The organism is Nonomuraea dietziae, assembly GCF_014195505.1.
Lineage (GTDB): Bacteria > Actinomycetota > Actinomycetes > Streptosporangiales > Streptosporangiaceae > Nonomuraea > Nonomuraea roseola.
Genome location: NZ_JACIBV010000001.1, coordinates 8,934,787 through 8,951,867, shown reverse-complemented (window position 1 = coordinate 8,951,867; position 17,081 = coordinate 8,934,787). Strand labels below are relative to the sequence as shown.

Here is a 17,081-nt window from a genome sequence, read left to right as displayed (position 1 = left end):
GCCTCGTCCACGTCGTGGGTGACGAGCACGACGGCGGGCCTGTGGCGGGCGCACAGCTCGGCGACCAGCTCCTGCATCTGGAGCCTGGTCAGCGCGTCGAGCGCGGCGAAGGGCTCGTCGAGCAGGAGCAGCTCAGGCTGCCTGACCAGCGCCCTGGCCAGCGCGACCCGCTGCGCCTCGCCGCCCGACAGCGTCGAGGGCCAGGCCTCGTCGTAGCCTTCGAGGCCCACCTCGGCCAGCGCCGCCCTGCCCGACTCGCGGGCCGAGCGCGGCAGTCCGAGCGTCACGTTCGCCAGCACCCTGCGGGCCTGCACGAGGCGCGGCTCCTGGTAGACGGTCGTACGGCGCGGCGGCGCCAGCACGGTGCCCGCGTCGGGCAGCTCCAGCCCCGCCAGGACCCTCAGCAGCGTCGTCTTGCCGGTGCCGCTCGGCCCGAGCAGGGCGAAGAACTCTCCCCTGGCGATGTCGAGGTCGAGCTCCCTCAGCACGGTCTTGGCGCCGTAGGACTTGGTCAGGCCGCTGAGACTTACCGCCGCCATGGCATGCTCGCCTTCTCCGCGCCGCGGATGGCCAGGTCGATGACCAGGCCGAGCACGGCGTAGACGACCACGCACAGGACCATGTAGTCGCTGCGGTAGTACTGCTGGGCGAGCGTGACGAGGTAGCCGATCCCCTCGGTGGCGCCGATCTGCTCGGCGGCGATGAGGCCGGTCAGCGCGACCGACAGGGAGACGCGCAGCGCCATGAGGATGCTCGGCAGCGCGGTGGGGATGATGACGCCGAGCGCGAGCCTGGGCCCCTTGAGCCCGAAGCCCCTGGCTGCCTCGACCAGCTTGCGGTCCACGCCGCGGACGCCCAGGTAGGTGTAGGCGTACATCGGGCCTGCCGCGGCCACCGCGATGAGCACCACCTTGAAGCTCTCCTCGACGCCGAACCACGAGATGAACAGCGGCACCAGCGCGAGGAAGGGCACGGCCCGCTTCATCTGCATGGTCGGGTCGACCAGCTCCTCGCCGAGCGCGGACAGCCCCGCGACCACGCCGAGGAGCAGGCCGGCCCCGCCGCCGAGCAGGACCCCGAGACCCGCTCGGTGGGCCGATGCCAGCAGGTAGTCGGCGAGCTGTCCCGTCGCGGCCAGCTCGCCGAGCGCCCCCACGACCTGGGAGGGGGCTGCCAGCACGTCGGAGGGGATGGCCCCGCTCGCCGAGCCGTACCACCAGGCGGCCAGCAGGAGCAGCGGCACCGACGCCCTGATCGCCACACTGAGGGCAGCGGGCCGGTGCCTGACACCGAGGAACCTCGGCTCCTCCAGGCCCGTCACCGGCTCGGCCGAGGTGAGGGTCGTCACGACGACGCTCGCAGGTCGAAGATGACGTCGGAGGGGTTCACCGAGGCGGGCAGCACGCCGTACCTGTGGAAGACGCCCGCCACGTCCTTCACGTAGGTCAGGTCGGCGGCGGTGGCGGGTCGTGGGGGCAGCGCGTACCTCGACTTGTCCAGCTCCTCCTTCAGCCGCGCCCCCGACAGGGCGGTGGGCCCCTGGGCGAGGAAGACGTTCTGGAACGCGTCCGGCTCGGTCTTGGCCTGCGCGGTGAGCTCCCTCAGTACGTCGAGGTAGACCCGCACCGCCTCAGGGTGCTTCTCGAGCAGTTCGACCCTGGCGGCCTGGATGCTGAGGTCCTGGTCGGGCAGGTCGTTGCTGTGGACCAGCACGCGGGCGCCCTTGGCGACCGCCTCGGGGTAGGCCCGCACGATGGCCCACCAGGCGTCGACCTTGCCTGTGGCGAAGGCGGAGGCGGCCTGGTCGGGGTTGAGGTAGACCCGCGTCACCTGGTCGGGCCTGACGCCGGCCCGCTCCAGCGCCAGCAGCAGCAGGTACTCCCCTCGCCCGCCCTTGTTGACGGCGATCCGCTTGCCCACCAGCTCCTTGACGTCCTTGACGGGGCTGTCGGCCGGAACGACCAGGCCGTCGGTCTTCGGCGCGGCCGGGTCGACGACCCTGTCGGTGATGGAGAAGATCTTGATGTCCCTGCCGTTGGCCAGGTAGCCGAGGGCGGGCGAGATCGCCCCCTCCAGCACGTTGACCGAGCCGGAGCGGACCGCGTCGATGGTGGCGGTGAAGGAGGCGTAGGTGCCGCCCCACTCGACCTTCGCACCGACCTGGGCCAGCCGTTTCTCCAGGATTCCGTTCTTCTTCGCGTACGCCAGGGGGCCGGCGTTTCCCGGATCCTTGATCTTCAGTACGGCCCCCGCCTGCGCTGTCGCGGTGGGCGAGGAGCAGGCGGACAGGGCGCACAGCGTCGCGACCGCGAGGATCGCCAGGCGAGGACTCATATTCCCTATAATTCAGGTAGGTTTAGTCTGTGTCAAGCCGGATCTGTAGAGTGGATCTCATGACGCATGAGCGCGCCGGGCAGCCTGCCCAGCCATCCGACCTGGTCGACGTGGCCCGCCTGGTGACCGCGTACTACGCGCTGCACCCCGACCCCTCCGAGGTGTCGCAGCGCGTGGCGTTCGGCACCTCGGGGCACCGAGGCTCGTCCTTCAACACCGCCTTCAACGAGGACCACATCCTGGCCACGAGCCAGGCGATCGTGGAGTACCGCGCCGCGCAGGGCATCACCGGGCCGCTGTTCCTCGGCGCCGACACGCACGCGCTGTCGGAGCCCGCGAAGATCTCCGCGCTGGAGGTGTTCGCCGCCAACGACGTGACCGTGCTGGTCGACAGCCGCGACGGCTACACCCCCACGCCGGCCGTCTCGCACGCGATCCTCACCCACCCGGGCTCCGACGGCGTCGTGGTCACCCCGTCGCACAACCCGCCCGGCGACGGCGGCTTCAAGTACAACCCGCCCAACGGCGGCCCTGCCGACACCGACGCCACCTCCTGGATCCAGGACCGCGCCAACGCGCTGATCGCGGGCGGGCTCAAGGAGGTGCGCAGGGCCCCCTACACGCCGGCCATGGGTGAGCGCTACGACTTCCTCGGCCACTACGTCGACGACCTGCCCAGCGTGGTCGACCTCGACGCGATCAGGTCGGCGGGCGTGCGCATCGGCGCCGACCCGCTCGGCGGGGCCAGCGTGGCCTACTGGGGCGAGATCGCCGACCGCCACCGCCTCGACCTCACGGTGGTGAACCCGCTTGTGGACCCCACCTGGCGCTTCATGACGCTCGACTGGGACGGCAAGATCCGCATGGACTGCTCCTCCCCCTACGCGATGGCCTCGCTGATCGACAACAAGGCCCGCTTCGACATCTCCACCGGCAACGACGCTGACTCCGACAGGCACGGCGTCGTCACGCCCGACGGCGGGCTGATGAACCCCAACCACTACCTGGCCGTGGCCATCTCCTACCTCTACGGCCACCGTCCCTCGTGGCCCGCGGGAGCGGGCGTCGGCAAGACGCTGGTCAGCAGCGGCATGATCGACAGGGTGGCCGCCGACCTCGGCCGCCCGCTGTACGAGGTGCCCGTCGGGTTCAAGTGGTTCGTCTCCGGCCTGCTCGACGGCTCTCTCGGGTTCGGCGGTGAGGAGAGCGCCGGCGCCTCGTTCCTGCGCCGCGACGGCTCGGCGTGGAGCACCGACAAGGACGGCATCATCCTGGCGCTGCTGGCCTCGGAGATCCTCGCTGTCACCGGCGCCTCGCCCAGCGCCCGCTACCAGGAGCTGACCTCGCGCTTCGGCGCCCCCGCCTACGCGCGCGTCGACGCGCCCGCCACGCGGGAGGAGAAGGCGGTGCTGGCCAAGCTGTCGGCCTCGCAGGTGACGGCCGACACCCTCGCGGGCGAGCCCATCACGGACGTGCTGACCAGCGCTCCAGGCAACGGGGCGGCCCTGGGCGGGGTGAAGGTGTGCACCGAGAGCGCCTGGTTCGCGGCCAGGCCCTCGGGAACCGAGGACGTCTACAAGATCTACGCCGAGTCGTTCAAGGGCGCCGACCACCTGGCCCAGGTCCAGGAGGAGGCAAGGGCGGTCGTCTCGGCCGCGCTGAGCTGACAGGCGGGGGAAGCCGAGCCGACGGCCGGAGCAGGGGCTAGCGCACCGCGGGGCGGGCCAGGTCGGCGCGGCGGGCGGCCGAGACCCCGTCGCGGTAGCCGTCGCCGCTCATCCTCGGCACGCTGCGCCGGATCTTCGGGTAGACCTCGGCCACCGCCTGCTCCACCTCGGCCCTGCGATCGGCCAGCACCAGCGCGGTGCCGGGCGTCCCGGTGGCCGCCGCCTTCGACTCGGCCGCCGACAGCAGCCGGTAGACCTCGTCGGTGAAGCCGAGCATCCACGAACGCCGGTAGGCCCGCACCCCTTCGGGCGGTGCGGGCACCCTGGCCAGGCCCGAGGCCATCTGCAGCAGCAGCGAGGTCGCCAGCAGGTCGGCGCGCTCCAGGTCGGCGGCGAAGCCGAAGACGTGCACCCGCTGCCCGCCCTCCCCCTTGCCGATGAGGACCGGACGGCAGCGCAACGCCTCGGCCACCAGGTACACCAGGCGGGCTTTCTCTCTCGCCCACGGATCTCCGACCGTGACGACCCTGTTGCCGGGCCCCCTGGGCGACGGCTCGGCGACGGCCGAGATGCCGTACTTGGCCATCAGCGCCGTGGCCGCCGCCATGAACGTCTCGCGCTCGTGCTCGTTGTCGGTGCCCTCGGCCTTGGCCAGCAGCTTCCGCACCCTGTCGAGGGTGCGGCTCATCCCCGGGTCGCTCACCCGGTGAGGATACGGTCGCCGTCCGCGATGATGGGGAAGGTGCCGGTGTCGACGATGCCGTGTTCCTGGTAGAGGGCCTCGATCAGCGCGTGCGCCTGCGGTTCGAGCTTCCACAGCGCGCGGTACTCCCTCGCCGTCGCCAGCGAGATGCCGATCTCCTGCGCGATGTCGACGGTGCGGGGCACGATCCGCTTGGCGATCTGCCTGTCCCAGTACTCGCGGGCGGCCCGCATCAGCGCCGCGCGCTGGGCGGTGTCCATGACCTGCGGGGTGGTGTCGAGGACCTCGATGTCCTCGTCCTCGTCCTCCACCAGGCGGGCCAGCGCGGGCGGCAGCGCGGGCCTGGCGGGCACGTGGTGGTGGTCGGTCGCCAGCTGGTCCTCGCTCTCCCACGGCACGCGCGGGTCGGCGTCGATCAGCTTGGCGGTGTTGTAGAGCGCGCCGATCTGCTGCAGCAGCGCCTCCTGGCGGGCCGGGTCGACGGCCAGGCCCGTGTGCTCGACGGCCTGGTCCATCGCCCGGTCGAGGCGCGCCATGGCCACGCGCAGCTTGCGCTCCGAGGCGCCCTGCTCGCGCAGCGACCTGGCCTTCTTGGCGGCCAGCGCCACGCGGGTGAGCCTGCGGTGCGCGTCGACCTCGCTGGCCGTACGGTCCGACACCTCGGCGAGCCCCATCCGCACCAGCACCCGCTCGGGCGTGAAGCGCCAGTTGATGCGGCCGGTGCCGCGGATGCGGTGCCGTTCGATCGCCATGCCCCGCTCCCACAGCCAGGCGGCCACCAGCGGCGCGGCCAGCCTGAAGATCGCCTCGGCGAGGCTGCGCGCGTCCATGCTCGACAGCACGGCCGTCAGGCAGGTCAGCGCCCAGACGGCGATGCCGTCGATGCCCGCCGAGAAGTTCTCCCTCATGTTGCGCCGCGCCCGTACGGCCGAGGTCACGATCGCGACCTCGATGAAGGCGAACAGCAGCAGCCGCAGCGGCCCGTCGAGACCCAGCACGTCGCCGGAGAAACGCCACATGCCCTGTGCGGAGACGCCGGTGGCGATCGAGGCGGCGACGATCGTGAGGATGTCCTCGATCGGACGAGGAGCCACGACCTGCAGGTAGAAGCGCGTGCAGACGCGAAGGGCGACGCGAAGGATGAAGAAGGCAAGCGCCAGGGCGATCAGGGCCAGCAGACAGATGAACGCCGTGCCGACCGGGTGCTCCGACGCGAAAGTGGCGGCTTGCTCGAAGAGAGGCATCAGTCACTTTCCGTCAGTCTTGATGTCCGACTGTATATCAACGAGATCGTTGAGATTATCAGTCGGGCATACCTCCCTTTGGTCGGATCATCAAAGTCATGGCCGGAGAAATCGGCCGGACGGCGCGGTGCTCGTCAGGACTGGGCGGCCTGGTGCAGCGCCCTCCACGCCGCGTGCCTGTCGTCCACGGCCGACCACCACGGATGGCGGTTGATCTCCTCCACGAGGCGCAGGCGGTCGGACCTGGCCTCCACCAGTTCGGCCTGCCGCTCCACGTCGAACTCGGCCTTCCCCTCGAGGACGGCGACGTTGGACGGCAGGGCGGCGGAGATCTCCTCGCAGCGGGCGTCTATGACGTTGAAGGCTCTCTTGAGCTCGAGCAGATCGGTCGGCGGGTCGAAGTCAGCCATCGTTCCCCCAGGTCGGCGCGGTGATGAGCCGATCCTAAGACGGGGGATGAGCAGGGCAGGTGACCGCCCCGCCGCGCCGCCGATATCCCTTTTGCCATAAGGCATCCAGCCGACCCGTTCACTCGGAGATCTGGTTGACCAGCCTGATCCAGAAGGCGGTCAGATCCTCGCCGGTGTAGCGACGGAAGTGGATGCGCTCGTGGCCGCGGTAGACGGCCACCTCCGTCAGAGGGGCGCCCTCCTCGTCGAAGGAGGTGTGGAGGCTCGTCCAGTCGTCGTCGCGCGGCTGCCACTCGGGGAAGGCCAGCCCGGCCGCGCGGTCGCGCAGCGCGCTGAGCCACCGTTCCTCACCCGGCGTGTCCATACTCCACCGTGACAGGCCGGACGCCAAAGGCGGGCAAAACCATGGGACGGATGGGGAGAGCCCGCGTCCGGGGGGTAGGGGCCTGCCATGTCGCAACAAGAGCCAGAGGAAGAGCCCGACTTCGCGGAGGAGTTCACACCCTCCGCGTCCGACCCGGCCAACCAGCCGGAGCAGGATCCTGACGACGAGGAGGTGTACGGAGCCTCCGAGGGATTCGACAGGCCGACTGATCTTCCGCCCTCAGGATGAGGCACATCTCATCCCACCGACTCTCATAACCGGCACCCCCTCCCCCTACGCTGACACTCGTGTCTGAAAACGAGTTTCCGCTCGTGCAGTTCATGCGCGAGGGCTTCGACCCGGTCGCCGAGCTTGCCCGCATCCGCACGGAGCAGCCGGTCTTCCCCATGCAGATCCCCGGCGGGCAGACCGTGTGGCTGGCCACCCGTTACGAGGACGTGCGGGCCGTCCTCGGCGACGCGGGACGCTTCAGTAACGACTTCGGCAACGTGATCGGCATGGGCGCCACGCAGGACGACCCAGGCGGGCTCGGCTTCCGTGACCCGCCCGAGCACACCAGGCTGCGGCGCTACCTGACACCCGAGTTCACGATGCGGCGGCTGCGCAGGCTGGAGCCGCGCATCGAGGCGATCGTGGAGGAGCACCTCGACGCGATGGAGCGCAAGGGCTCCCCCGTCGACCTGGTCGAGATGTTCGCGCTGCCGATCCCCTCGCTCGTGGTGTGCGAACTGCTCGGCGTGCCGTACGACGAGCGCTCGGACTTCCTGCGCCTCAGCACCGACAGGTTCGACTTCTCCGCGGGGCCCGAGGCCTCGCTGGACGCGGTGAACGAGTCGATGGCCTTCCTGACCGAGCTGGCCGTCAGGGAGCGCAAGAACCCCGGCGAGGGCCTGCTCGGCCAGCTGGTGCGCGACCACGGCGACGAGATCTCCGACAAGGAGCTGGCCGGGTTCGCCGACGGGCTGCTGACCGGCGGGCACGACACCAGCACCAGCATGCTCGCCCTCGGCACGCTGTGGCTGCTGGAGAACCCCGACGAGCTGGCGAAGGTCCGCGAGGGCGGCGAGCACGTCTCAAAGGTGGTGGAGGAACTGCTGCGCTACATGACCGTGGTGCAGGTGGCCTTCCCCCGCTTCGCCCGCGAGGACCTGGAGCTGGGCGGCCAGCGGATCGCCAAGGGCGAGATGGTGCTGTGCTCGCTGACCGCGGCCAACCGCGACCCCTCGCTCGGCGCCGACATGGACCGCGTCGACCCCCTTCGTGACGCCCCCTCCCACCTGGCCTTCGGGCACGGCATCCACCGCTGCATCGGCGCTCCGCTCGCGCAGATGGAGATGCGGATCGCCTACCCCGCGCTGCTGCGGCGCTTCCCCTCGCTGCGGCTGGCCGTGCCGTACGACGAGGTGCCCTTCAGGGAGCTGGCGATCGTCTACGGCGTGAAGGAGCTCCCGGTCGCCTTCTAGGGTTTCCCCGCGCACGAATCTCGGACCGCCGCCTCGCAGGAGGTGGCGGTCTTGTCGCGTCGGGTGGCGGCTTGCCGCACCTATCGAAATTCGATACATTTCCATCGCTGCTCGATCGAAGGAGAGACGATGGGAAAGCTGACAGTGCTCGCGCTGCGAGCCGTGCTCGTGGCGCTGCTGGCCGGCTCGGTATTCGTACAGACGGTGATGGTGCCGCTGCTCGCCACCGACATGGAGGAGCTCAACGCGGACTACGCCTACCTGCGCACCCCGTTCCTCGTGATCGTGGTCCTGGGCGTCGTGACGGCCCAGGTCGTCCTGGTGTGCGTGTGGCGGCTGGTGACGATGGTGCGGCGCGGAACCGTCTTCTCCCAGGCCGCCTTCCGGTACGTGCACATCGTGATCGGCGCGGTGGTGGCGGCCGCCCTCCTGATGTTCGCGCTCGCGGTGCTCCTGGCGCCGGGCGAGCCCGTCGCCCCCGGCATCGTCCTGCTGATCTGCGGGGCCGCCCTGGCGATCCTGGGGGTCGCGCTGGTCGTGCTCGTGCTGCGGATGCTGCTCGCCCAGGCCGTCGCCCGCGACGTCGAGGCGGCGCAGATGCAGGCCGAGCTCGAAGAGGTGATCTGATGCCGATCGCCGTCGACATCGACGTGATGTTGGCCAAGCGGAAGATGTCCGTGGGCGAGCTCGCCGACCGCGTCGGGATCACGCCCGCCAACCTGGCGGTGCTCAAGAACGGCCGCGCCAAGGCGGTGCGCTTCACGACGCTCGCCGCGCTCTGCCAGGTGCTCGAGTGTCAGCCGGGAGACCTGCTGCGCTGGGAGGCCGACGCCGGGGACGGGTGACGCCGCCGGCAGCGGACCGGCGTCCGGCGGCGCACGGCATGGCGCCAATCCGCTGATGGTTGGCAGTTTTTCCGCTTAATAAACTCCGCCCCCCTGTTTAGGCTTTCCCACAGCAACGGGAACTCGGGGGGATTCCACATGTCCATGTCACGGGCATTCTGTGTCCTCTTAGGCGCGGCCGCACTGTCGGGATGTGCGGGCGCGCCGGTGGAAACGGATGTTCTGCACCGTGCGGAGCAGATTCTCATCGGCTCCTGCATGGCGCGGCAGAATTTGAAGTACTGGCCTCAGCCGAAAAGCTGGACGCCGGACATGGATTTGTTCCCCTACGTCGTCGACGACGTGGAATGGGCGCGGGAGAACGGGTACGGAAGGACTCGGAGGCAGGAGCTCGGCAAGACCGCCGCCCCGTCGGAGAAGTACTTCCGCGCTCTGCCCGAGGACCGGCGGCGAGCCTGGCTCACCACCTTCCACGGCGACCGCGCCGCCGCCCTGGAGGCGGAGCTGCCCATCGGCGGCACGGTGGGCCACAGCGCCAACGGATGCGCGGCACAGGCCTGGCAGGAGCTCTACGGCGACAAGGGCCGGTGGTTCAAGGCCAGCAGAGTCATCCAGACGCTCGGCAACATGCGCATCGGCCAGACCCAGGCGGACCCTGCCTACAGGGCCGCGCTGAAACGCTGGTCGGAGTGCATGAGCCGAACGGGATTCTCCGCCGCCACTCCGCTCGCCCTCCGCAAACAGCTCCTCGCCCAGCAGGGAGCCGACGCGGAGAGCAATGACAAGAAGGCCGCGACGGCCGAAGCGCGCTGCGCGATGGAAACCGGATTGTCCAAGACGGCACGCGACCTGGACGCCGCGAACGCGGAGGCGCTGAAAAAGCGCTATCCGGAGGAATTCGAGAACGCGGCGCGGCTGCGTGAATCGGCGCTGCCCAAGGCGCGTGCCCTCGTCAGTGAACAGAAAAAGGGAAACTTGACGTGAAGATTCTGAGAGATGTCCTGCTCGGCGTCATGACCGCCACCGCCGTGATAACCGGCACGCAGGCGGCCGCATATGCCGACCCCGCACCCGTGCCCACCAGTGAAGCGGAAAAGCCCGTCAGCACTGCGGCGAAGCCGGAGCGCCCGGACGGCGTGGCGAAGATCCAGTCGGGGCTGCCCGTGCGAACCCTCAACGCGGACGGCAACTTCTATGTCTGGTCCGACGACAGGAACAAGGCCCTGTTGTACCCCGGTGACGCCTACGACGGCTGGCCCGAAGGCTGGAACAACAGGGTCGACGTGATCTGGAACAACGGCTTCCCTGGCCGCTACGACGACGTGAACGTCTACGACTACGCCACGTGGTCGGGCAGCGCCTACGCCTGCGTCGGCAACGGCGACTACTGGGACCTGCGCCGCGGCGACTACGTCTTCTCGTGGGTCAACGACGGCGCCGACGCCTGGCAGCGCAGCCCCTTGGGCAGGCGTGTCCACGACAACGGCAGCGGCCACATCTGGGTCGACTGGTGCGGGAACAACAACAGGTAGGGGCCACGGCCCGCAGTGACGTCTGCCGGACGTCCTGACTGGGCTGGGTGTTCCAGGAGGTCTCCGGTAGATGGTCGGTCGACCGAGACGAACCGGATACCGGAGACCTCGTGGACACCTCAACGGTGACGCAGTGGGCGGCGCCGGAACGTTCATCCTCACCACGCTGCGGACGCCGGCGGTCATTCAGGCGGCCCTAGGTCAGGATGAGCAGGGTCAGCACGGCTACCGCGACCACGCCGAGCGTCATCACGACCACGGTGGCCAGCAGCACGCGCACCTTCAAGACATGGCCACTCCCCGCGCGGCATGTCAAGGCGTAGCGTCTATGGTGTGCCAGCAATCGACCTGAGCGGGATCAGGGCCGTCGTGTTCGACACCGACGGCGTCGTCACGGACACGGCCCGTGTCCACGCGGCAGCGTGGAAGAGCGCCCTCGACCCCTTCCTGCGCGGGCGTTCGGCCCCCTTCGACGTGCGTGAGGACTACCTCTGCCACGTCGACGGCCGCACGCGCCTCGACGGGGCGCGCACCTTCCTCGCCTCTCGGGGGCTCGACCTCTCCGAGGAGGAGGTGGCCGCTCTCGGCGAGGCCAAGGACCGCGTCTTCCTCGCCCAGATCGAGCGGTACGGCGTGGCCGCCTTCCCCGCCGCCGTCCGGCTCCTGCACGAGCTGCGGCACCGCGGCAGCCGTACGGCCGCGGTCTCCGCCAGCACGCACTGCCACAGGGTGGTGACGGCGGCCGGCCTCATGCACCTGTTCGACGTCGTCGTCGCCGGCCGCCACGACCAGCCGGGGCCCGCCTCCTTCGAGGAGGGCGCCAGGCTGCTGGACGTCCCGCCCGCCGAGACCGCGGTGGTGGGTGACACGCTGCCGGGCATCGAGGCCGCGGGTCAGGGCGGGTTCGGACTGATCGTCGCGGTCGACAGGGCCGGGCTCGCCTTCAAGGAGCTCGGCGCGCACGTGGTCATCTCCGATCTCGCGGAGCTGGACGTCACAGGGCGTGTTCGTCTATAACGTGCGGACTATGACCGACAATCTCGAGCTCGCCGCCCGCGCCCAGGAACTCGCCGACAACGCCCCTGCCGGATCGCTCAGCCGTACGGCCGCCCACTCGGTGGCGATCACGCTCGCGACCACCAGGGACACCGACCACGCCAGGAGCGTCCTGGACGGCCTCGACCCCGTGGAGGTACGGCGGGCCGCCCTCGAACTGTTCGGCGAACTCACCACCGCCTGACGCCCGCGCTCCCATCGTCCCCGCCGCCGCGCCCTCGCCAGACCCGCGTGACGATTCGGCCGCACCCGCGCGTTCCGCCACGGCGGGGCCGGATGTCCGGGTGCCGCACAGGCGGCTGTTCTCGCGTTCCCTGTCGCCCAAGGCGGACGTGCCCCCGCTGGTGCGGTCTCCGCCGCCCAGGCGAGCCTCGTCGGGGCGCCACCGGAATACGGCAGGAACGGGCCACACGGGCGTTTTCGGTCCCCGCGATCAACAAGCACGTGGGCGTCGGGCGATCGACGTTTCCCCGGCGCCCGAATGGCAGCGATCCGCAGGCCCGGCCTACCGCGCCTACGGCACGTTCGAGACGATCTCGCAGCGGGCTGCGGCGTCGATCCCTGCCTCCCCATCGCAGTCGTCAGGGGTACCGGGGCCGCCGTCGAGGAGGTCGTTGCGGGGGCCCGCCCTGAGCGTGTCGCCGCCGTCGCCGCCGTCGAGGAGGTCGTTGCCGCCTGCCGTGCCGACACTCCTGGTGACATCGAAGTCTGTGTTGTCGCCGAACAGTGCGTCGTTGCCCCCACGGCCGGAGATCACATCGTGGCCGGCGCTGGTGACGGTGGCATCCACCACGGTGCTGTCGCCAACGAGAAAGTCGTCCGCGCTACCGCCGATGATCCTGTCTCCGCCGGAGCCGGTGGCCCTCCCGCCTGCCGGGTCATTGATGTTGTGGTCCCCGATCGCGGCGAATCCGCCGTCAGTGCCCACGTCCAGGAGGTCGTTCCCGCCGTTTCCGCTCGCGTTCCGGGCGGCGTTGCTGTCACCGATGAGCAGTTCGCTGCCGGGCCCACCCAGGAGCAGGTCGTCCCCTGCGCCCGAGGCGTCGCCGGCGGTTGAGCCGGAGTCGCCGACCAGGTGTTCCTCGCCGGTGCCACCGTCGGCGCCGCCGTCCATGCGGTCGTTCCCGCCACCGGATGCGCTGAGTCCCCGGCTGTCGCCGGTCATGAGGTCATTGCCGTCGCCGCCGAACATCTGGTCGTTGCCGCCACCGCTGGCGGTGCCGTTGGGGGCGAAGCTGTCGCCGGTCATGAGGTCATTGCCGTCGCCGCCGAACAGGCGGTCATTTCCGCCGCCGGAGGCGTGTCCCCTCGGGCTGAAGATGTCGCCGTGCAGGCCGTCCTCGCCGGTGCCGCCGTCGATCTGGTCGTTGCCGGGCCCGCCGGCGAGGATGTCGTCTCCGGCCAGGCCGCAGATCAGGTCGTTGCCCTGCCGGCCGTCGATGACGTCCGGGCCGGCGGTTCCGACGATCACATCCCGGGCCGAGGTCCCGTTGGTAGGTGAGTTGGGCGCGGCGATGATCGTGGCCGGCACGCCGAAGCACGTCGGTGGTCGCGTCCTGGCGTCGGCAATCCCGGACGAGGCGATCATCCCCGCCATGAGGACGCCGACGGACCCAGCCGCGGCGATCCGCCTGGCCAGTTTTCTCGGTCCGGTGGTTCCCGCTGCCTTCGGATGGTCTGCGCCGTATATGTGGTGTTGCGTGAGCGTTGCCGCTTTCCCTTTAGTCACAATTAGTAGTCGTATCATCGCTCAACGAATTCGGATTCGCACCACACCGGCGGTCGTGACAGCCGCAGGGGAACTACTGGAGGAGGCCGCCCAAGGCGAGCAGGCCGAGGTCGATGGCGGCCCAGCCGGCACCCTCGATGAGGCGGGTGATGCGGTCGTTGGCGCCGGCGTGGTCGCCGGGCAGGAAGATGACGCGGCGTCCGGCGGAGGTGTGCGGTCCGGCGCCGAGGTCTGCGGCCGTGAGGGGGCTGAAGGCCGTGACCAGGTGGGCGCGCCGGGGACGAGGTCTGCTACGACCTCGCTGAGGTGCGCCCGCCTGGATCGCCCGATGGAACGACCACCCACGGCCCTTCGTCTGGGAGAAGACCGCCGCGGAGATCCTCGACGCCCTCGTCCGCTATTGCCGACGAGTCTCAGGCGCAGGACACACTAGTTCTTCACCGGCGGCACGATCAGCATCGGCCGGTGCGCGTGGTGCAGCACGTGGTTCGACACGCTGCCCAGCAACACTGAACGCACCTCGGCCAGGCCACGCGACCCGGTCACGATCAGCGAGGCGTCGAGCTCGTCGGCCACGTCCACGATGGTCTGCCAGATCGATTCGTTGTCGGCGACGGCCCGGTGGGTCACGTCCAGCAGGCCCGCTGCCCTGGCCAGCGCGGCGCCCTCCGTGGCCTGCTGCTCCGCCAGCTCCTTCCACTCCTCCCCCTGGTCGGAAATGAGCGCGAAACCGGCGATCGCGTGCCGCCTGAGCTGTACCAGCAGCGGCTCCCACACCGTGACCACCACAGTGGACTCGGCTGCGAGATGCTTGGCGGCGAACTCGATCGCGCTCTTCGAGTCGGCCGATCCGTCGTAGGCGATGAGGATGGTCATAGCTTGTTCTCCTGTGCGTCTGTTAGCGATGGGTGGTTGATCGAATGAGTGGTGACGATCGATGGCGAAGGGCTCGTCGTCGCTTGCCGGTGGAAGTCCGGTCCGGGTGGTCGTCCGCGACGGCGCGGTGAGCTCAAAGCCCTCATCGGCGGCATCAGGGCCAAGATGCTCACTCACACGTTGCGCAAGCTGCAGCATCAGGCCTGGTGCGGCGCCAGGCGTTCGCCGGGGTGCCTGCGCGCGTCGAGCACGTGCTCACCGACCTGGGGCAGTCGGCGCTGAAGCCGGTCGACGTGCTGTGCCGTTGGGCCGAGCGGAACGGCAACGCGGTCTTGGCCGCCCACGACGGGCATGACCGGTGACCTTCAGGATCATCCCTGCGGGAGCGGTGTCCACCGGCTCGTCCTGCCGTTGTCAGCCGGAGGGCGAGGTCGGCTGGTACGGCTTGCTGAGCACCTCGGTGAGAGCGGAGATACTGTGGTCGCCGTGGCCGGCCTCGGCGGCTCGTCTCACCAGGTCGTTCAGAGGGCCGAGCCAGGCCACGTCGACGTTCGTCTCCCGGGCCAAGTCCTGGTCATGGGCCGCTCCGGCCAGGAAGAGGTTCACCGAGGAGGCGGCGTCGCTGTAGTCGCCGCTGTCGATCTCCCTGGCGTAGACCGGAAGCAGGGACTTGATCATGTCCAGCCACTTGCCGGTGAAGCGCACCATGCTGGCCGCCTCCAGTCCGCGTGCCCGGATGGCGGCGGCACCTTGGAAGAAGCCGGCGAGCGTGGGCAGCAGGAGGGCGCCCACCGCCATCTCGTACAGGGCGGCAAGGTCGATCTCGTCGCCCAGGTGGACGGTGTCGCCGCCCAGCGCTTTCAGGATCGGCTCGTATGCGTCGAAGACGGCCTTATCCCCGCTGTAGTAAATCAGGGTGTCCGACGCGCCCACCGCTGAGGGCACGTTCTTGACCGCCCCATCGAGGTAACGGGCCGCGTGAGTGACGGCCCAGGCGGCCATCTCCCGGGCCCCGGCCGGGGATCCGCTGTTCAGGGTGACCAGGGTACGCCCAGGCAGGACGGCGGCGGCCGGCTCCAGGATCCGGTGGGTGTCTTCGTAGGTGGTCAGGCAGGTGATGATCAACGGGCTCGCGGCCACGGCGTCCTCGATCGCCTCCGCGTGGATCGCGCCTTTGGCGGTGAGAGGCGCGGCCTTGTACGGGGTACGGTTCCACACCGTCGTGGGGTGTCCTGCCCCGATGAACGCTTCGGCGATGGCCGTACCCATCGAGCCCAGCCCGATGACGGTCACCTTGTCGTCTGTCATTGTTTGTTCCCTTGGTGATGCATGGTGGCCGGTCAGTGGTGAACGGCCACCGAAGGCTTGCCGGCTTCCGTGCCGGTGCTCGGAGCGGGCTGAGCGGGCTTGCGGTGCAGCAGCAGAAGCAGCGCGGTGGCCAGGCCGGTCAGCGCGAAGATCGCGGTGGCCCAGAACCCGGCCTGGAAGCCGTCGTTCAGGCCCTCGACGTTCGTCCCTGTGGTGTAGGCGAAGGCCACCGAGGAGGCGATCGCGATGCCGAGCGCGGCGCCGATCTGGAAGACGGCGTTGTTGATGCCCGAGACCAGGCCGGACTCCTCGGGCTTGGCGCCGGTCAGCGACGCGATGGAGGCGGCGACGTTGGTGCTGCCGATGCCGGAGCCGAAGATGACCAGGCCGAAGAACAGGTCGCTCCAGTAACCGCCGTTCGGGTCGATCTGGGTCAGCAGCAGCAGGCCGCCGGACAGCAGCGTCATGCCTACGATCGCGATGGGCTTGTAGCCGACCCTGGCGACCAGGCGGGCGCTGAGGTTCGCGCCGATGATCGACATGATGGCGTAGACCGCGGTGCTGAGGCCGAACTTGATCGCGCTGTAGCCGAGCACCTGCTGGGCGTAGAGCGAGGTGATGAGCGCCCCGCCGTACACGGCCATGGCGACGATGATCATCAGGATGTTGCCGCCGACCACGGTCGGCGAGCGGAAGATCCGCAGCGGGACCAGCGGCACCTCTGACCTGTTCTCGATCAGCGTGAAGATCACGAGCAGCACGGCGGCGGCGGCCAGCATGCCGATCGTCTGGCCGCTGCCCCAGCCGACGAGCGGGGCCTCGGAGACAGCGTAGACGAGCAGCGCGATGGCGGCGGTGATGGTCAGCGCGCCGGCCGGGTCGAAGTGGCGGCGGCCCGGCTGGACGGGCGTCTGCTTCAGCAGGCGCCGGCCGAACAGCAGTACGGCGGCGACCACCGGGACGTTGATGTAGAAGATCCACTGCCAGCCGAGGCCGTCGGTGATCGGGCCGCCGATGAGCAGCGCGGCGGTGGCGCCGAACGCGCCGATGCCGGTCCAGATGCCCAGCGCCTTGTTGCGTTCGGGTCCCTCGGCGAAGGTGTGCATGAGCACCGCCATCGCGGTCGGGGTCATGATCGCGGCAGCTGCGCCCTGCACGACGCGGGCCGCGACCAGCACCTCGTCGTTCCAGGCCAGGCCGCACAGCACCGAGGCGACGCCGAACAGGGCCGTGCCGAACAGGAACATCCGGCGCCCGCCGAGCAGATCGGCGGTGCGCCCGCCGAACATCAGCAGGCCGCCGAAGCTCAGCAGGTACGCGCTCATCACCCACTGGACGCCGCCCGGGGAGAACCCGAGTTCGCTCTCGATGGAGGGCAGGGCCAGCATGACGATCTGGGAGTCGACGATGACCATGAAGAAGGCCGCCACCAAGAGGGTCAGCGCCAGCCATCTCCGTGAATCGGGGGCTTCTTCCCGAGACATACGGGGCATCATGATCTTTCCTTCTTTTCTTGATATATCAGGGCA

General features: G+C 69.7%; 20 protein-coding genes and 1 pseudogene. 10 read left to right on the top strand and 11 right to left on the bottom strand.

Features of this window, described 5'->3' with window-relative positions:
- The 3 genes from FHR33_RS42625 to FHR33_RS42615 all read right to left on the bottom strand — a co-directional run.
- A partial coding sequence (locus tag FHR33_RS42625; protein ID WP_183659794.1) for an ABC transporter ATP-binding protein occupies positions 1 to 539 on the bottom strand: 539 nt, incomplete at its 3' end.
- A complete protein-coding gene (locus FHR33_RS42620; protein ID WP_183659793.1) occupies positions 527 to 1,348 on the bottom strand; it encodes an ABC transporter permease in 822 nt (273 codons plus the stop codon). The genes FHR33_RS42625 and FHR33_RS42620, both read right to left, overlap by 13 nt.
- Positions 1,345 to 2,334 carry an ABC transporter substrate-binding protein gene (locus tag FHR33_RS42615; protein WP_183659792.1) on the bottom strand — a complete coding sequence of 330 codons (990 nt, stop codon included), beginning with the start codon at positions 2,332 to 2,334 and terminating at the stop codon, positions 1,345 to 1,347. Before FHR33_RS42615 ends, FHR33_RS42620 begins: the two co-directional genes overlap by 4 nt.
- Positions 2,335 to 2,393: 59 nt before the next feature.
- Between FHR33_RS42615 and pgm the strand changes: the two genes are divergently transcribed.
- Positions 2,394 to 4,001, top strand: a complete 1,608-nt coding sequence (gene pgm, locus FHR33_RS42610) for a phosphoglucomutase (alpha-D-glucose-1,6-bisphosphate-dependent) (RefSeq protein WP_183659791.1) — start codon at positions 2,394 to 2,396, stop codon at positions 3,999 to 4,001.
- A 37-nt stretch (positions 4,002 to 4,038) separates the two neighbouring features.
- On the opposite strand, the gene FHR33_RS42605 is transcribed toward pgm, so the two are convergent.
- The 4 genes from FHR33_RS42605 to FHR33_RS42590 all read right to left on the bottom strand — a co-directional run bounded on the left by FHR33_RS42605 (position 4,039) and on the right by FHR33_RS42590 (position 6,722).
- Positions 4,039 to 4,704: a DUF2786 domain-containing protein gene (locus FHR33_RS42605; protein WP_221241476.1), complete on the bottom strand. Its 666-nt coding sequence runs from the start codon at positions 4,702 to 4,704 to the stop codon at positions 4,039 to 4,041.
- On the bottom strand, positions 4,701 to 5,948 hold the full coding sequence (locus FHR33_RS42600; protein WP_183659790.1) for a hypothetical protein: 1,248 nt from the start codon (positions 5,946 to 5,948) through the stop codon (positions 4,701 to 4,703). The genes FHR33_RS42605 and FHR33_RS42600 overlap by 4 nt, the downstream gene beginning before the upstream one ends.
- A gap of 134 nt (positions 5,949 to 6,082) precedes the next feature.
- Positions 6,083 to 6,358 carry a DUF8825 domain-containing protein gene (locus tag FHR33_RS42595; protein WP_183659789.1) on the bottom strand — a complete coding sequence of 92 codons (276 nt, stop codon included), beginning with the start codon at positions 6,356 to 6,358 and terminating at the stop codon, positions 6,083 to 6,085.
- 118 nt (positions 6,359 to 6,476) lie between these two features.
- Positions 6,477 to 6,722 (bottom strand): protein kinase family protein, encoded by a 246-nt coding sequence (locus FHR33_RS42590; protein WP_183659788.1) that lies wholly within the window; start codon positions 6,720 to 6,722, stop codon positions 6,477 to 6,479.
- Between the two features lie 87 nt (positions 6,723 to 6,809).
- On the opposite strand from FHR33_RS42590, the gene FHR33_RS42585 reads away from it, so the two are divergent.
- The 8 genes from FHR33_RS42585 to FHR33_RS42550 all read left to right on the top strand — a co-directional run bounded on the left by FHR33_RS42585 (position 6,810) and on the right by FHR33_RS42550 (position 11,823).
- The gene (locus FHR33_RS42585; protein ID WP_183659787.1) at positions 6,810 to 6,971 is read left to right on the top strand and encodes a hypothetical protein; all 162 of its coding nucleotides are present in this window, start codon (positions 6,810 to 6,812) and stop codon (positions 6,969 to 6,971) included.
- Positions 6,972 to 7,030: 59 nt separating this feature from the next.
- Positions 7,031 to 8,206: a cytochrome P450 gene (locus tag FHR33_RS42580; RefSeq protein ID WP_312895988.1), complete on the top strand. Its 1,176-nt coding sequence runs from the start codon at positions 7,031 to 7,033 to the stop codon at positions 8,204 to 8,206.
- Positions 8,207 to 8,335: 129 nt separating this feature from the next.
- Positions 8,336 to 8,833 (top strand): DUF2975 domain-containing protein, encoded by a 498-nt coding sequence (locus FHR33_RS42575; protein ID WP_183659786.1) that lies wholly within the window; start codon positions 8,336 to 8,338, stop codon positions 8,831 to 8,833.
- On the top strand, positions 8,833 to 9,051 hold the full coding sequence (locus tag FHR33_RS42570) for a helix-turn-helix domain-containing protein (RefSeq protein ID WP_183659785.1): 219 nt from the start codon (positions 8,833 to 8,835) through the stop codon (positions 9,049 to 9,051). Before FHR33_RS42575 ends, FHR33_RS42570 begins: the two co-directional genes overlap by 1 nt.
- Before the next feature lie 138 nt (positions 9,052 to 9,189).
- Entirely contained in the window at positions 9,190 to 10,035 is an 846-nt protein-coding gene (locus tag FHR33_RS42565; protein WP_183659784.1) for a hypothetical protein, read from the top strand.
- Positions 10,032 to 10,583, top strand: coding sequence for a hypothetical protein (locus FHR33_RS42560; protein ID WP_183659783.1), 552 nt, complete (start codon positions 10,032 to 10,034; stop codon positions 10,581 to 10,583). The genes FHR33_RS42565 and FHR33_RS42560 overlap by 4 nt, the downstream gene beginning before the upstream one ends.
- A 333-nt stretch (positions 10,584 to 10,916) precedes the next feature.
- Positions 10,917 to 11,600, top strand: a complete 684-nt coding sequence (locus FHR33_RS42555; RefSeq protein WP_344832350.1) for an HAD family hydrolase — start codon at positions 10,917 to 10,919, stop codon at positions 11,598 to 11,600.
- A gap of 10 nt (positions 11,601 to 11,610) precedes the next feature.
- Positions 11,611 to 11,823 (top strand): hypothetical protein, encoded by a 213-nt coding sequence (locus tag FHR33_RS42550; protein ID WP_183659781.1) that lies wholly within the window; start codon positions 11,611 to 11,613, stop codon positions 11,821 to 11,823.
- A gap of 330 nt (positions 11,824 to 12,153) precedes the next feature.
- Here FHR33_RS42550 and FHR33_RS42545 read toward each other — a convergent pair whose 3' ends face one another.
- Positions 12,154 to 13,386, bottom strand: a complete 1,233-nt coding sequence (locus FHR33_RS42545; protein WP_183659780.1) for a calcium-binding protein — start codon at positions 13,384 to 13,386, stop codon at positions 12,154 to 12,156.
- 411 nt (positions 13,387 to 13,797) lie between these two features.
- Positions 13,798 to 14,244, bottom strand: a complete 447-nt coding sequence (locus FHR33_RS42540; RefSeq protein WP_183659779.1) for a universal stress protein — start codon at positions 14,242 to 14,244, stop codon at positions 13,798 to 13,800.
- 165 nt (positions 14,245 to 14,409) lie between these two features.
- Here FHR33_RS42540 and FHR33_RS42535 point away from each other — a divergent pair.
- Positions 14,410 to 14,606 (top strand): annotated as a pseudogene (locus tag FHR33_RS42535) (winged helix-turn-helix transcriptional regulator).
- 52 nt (positions 14,607 to 14,658) lie between these two features.
- Here the strand turns inward: FHR33_RS42535 and FHR33_RS42530 are convergent.
- Positions 14,659 to 15,588, bottom strand: coding sequence for an NAD(P)-dependent oxidoreductase (locus FHR33_RS42530; protein WP_350655594.1), 930 nt, complete (start codon positions 15,586 to 15,588; stop codon positions 14,659 to 14,661).
- Positions 15,585 to 17,036 (bottom strand): MFS transporter, encoded by a 1,452-nt coding sequence (locus FHR33_RS42525; protein ID WP_221241475.1) that lies wholly within the window; start codon positions 17,034 to 17,036, stop codon positions 15,585 to 15,587. The genes FHR33_RS42530 and FHR33_RS42525 overlap by 4 nt, the downstream gene beginning before the upstream one ends.
- Positions 17,037 to 17,081: the final 45 nt, after the last annotated feature.

What these genes read in the sequence shown, in the direction of transcription:
- FHR33_RS42615 (WP_183659792.1), bottom strand. Translation starts at nt 2,334, where the DNA reads ATGAGTCCTCGCCTGGCGATCCTCGCGGTCGCGACGCTGTGCGCCCTG.
- pgm (WP_183659791.1), top strand. Translation starts at nt 2,394, where the DNA reads ATGACGCATGAGCGCGCCGGGCAGCCTGCCCAGCCATCCGACCTGGTC.
- FHR33_RS42600 (WP_183659790.1), bottom strand. Translation starts at nt 5,948, where the DNA reads ATGCCTCTCTTCGAGCAAGCCGCCACTTTCGCGTCGGAGCACCCGGTC.
- FHR33_RS42595 (WP_183659789.1), bottom strand. Translation starts at nt 6,358, where the DNA reads ATGGCTGACTTCGACCCGCCGACCGATCTGCTCGAGCTCAAGAGAGCC.
- FHR33_RS42590 (WP_183659788.1), bottom strand. Translation starts at nt 6,722, where the DNA reads ATGGACACGCCGGGTGAGGAACGGTGGCTCAGCGCGCTGCGCGACCGC.
- FHR33_RS42585 (WP_183659787.1), top strand. Translation starts at nt 6,810, where the DNA reads ATGTCGCAACAAGAGCCAGAGGAAGAGCCCGACTTCGCGGAGGAGTTC.
- FHR33_RS42575 (WP_183659786.1), top strand. Translation starts at nt 8,336, where the DNA reads ATGGGAAAGCTGACAGTGCTCGCGCTGCGAGCCGTGCTCGTGGCGCTG.
- FHR33_RS42570 (WP_183659785.1), top strand. Translation starts at nt 8,833, where the DNA reads ATGCCGATCGCCGTCGACATCGACGTGATGTTGGCCAAGCGGAAGATG.
- FHR33_RS42565 (WP_183659784.1), top strand. Translation starts at nt 9,190, where the DNA reads ATGTCCATGTCACGGGCATTCTGTGTCCTCTTAGGCGCGGCCGCACTG.
- FHR33_RS42550 (WP_183659781.1), top strand. Translation starts at nt 11,611, where the DNA reads ATGACCGACAATCTCGAGCTCGCCGCCCGCGCCCAGGAACTCGCCGAC.
- FHR33_RS42545 (WP_183659780.1), bottom strand. Translation starts at nt 13,386, where the DNA reads ATGATACGACTACTAATTGTGACTAAAGGGAAAGCGGCAACGCTCACG.
- FHR33_RS42540 (WP_183659779.1), bottom strand. Translation starts at nt 14,244, where the DNA reads ATGACCATCCTCATCGCCTACGACGGATCGGCCGACTCGAAGAGCGCG.
- FHR33_RS42525 (WP_221241475.1), bottom strand. Translation starts at nt 17,036, where the DNA reads ATGTCTCGGGAAGAAGCCCCCGATTCACGGAGATGGCTGGCGCTGACC.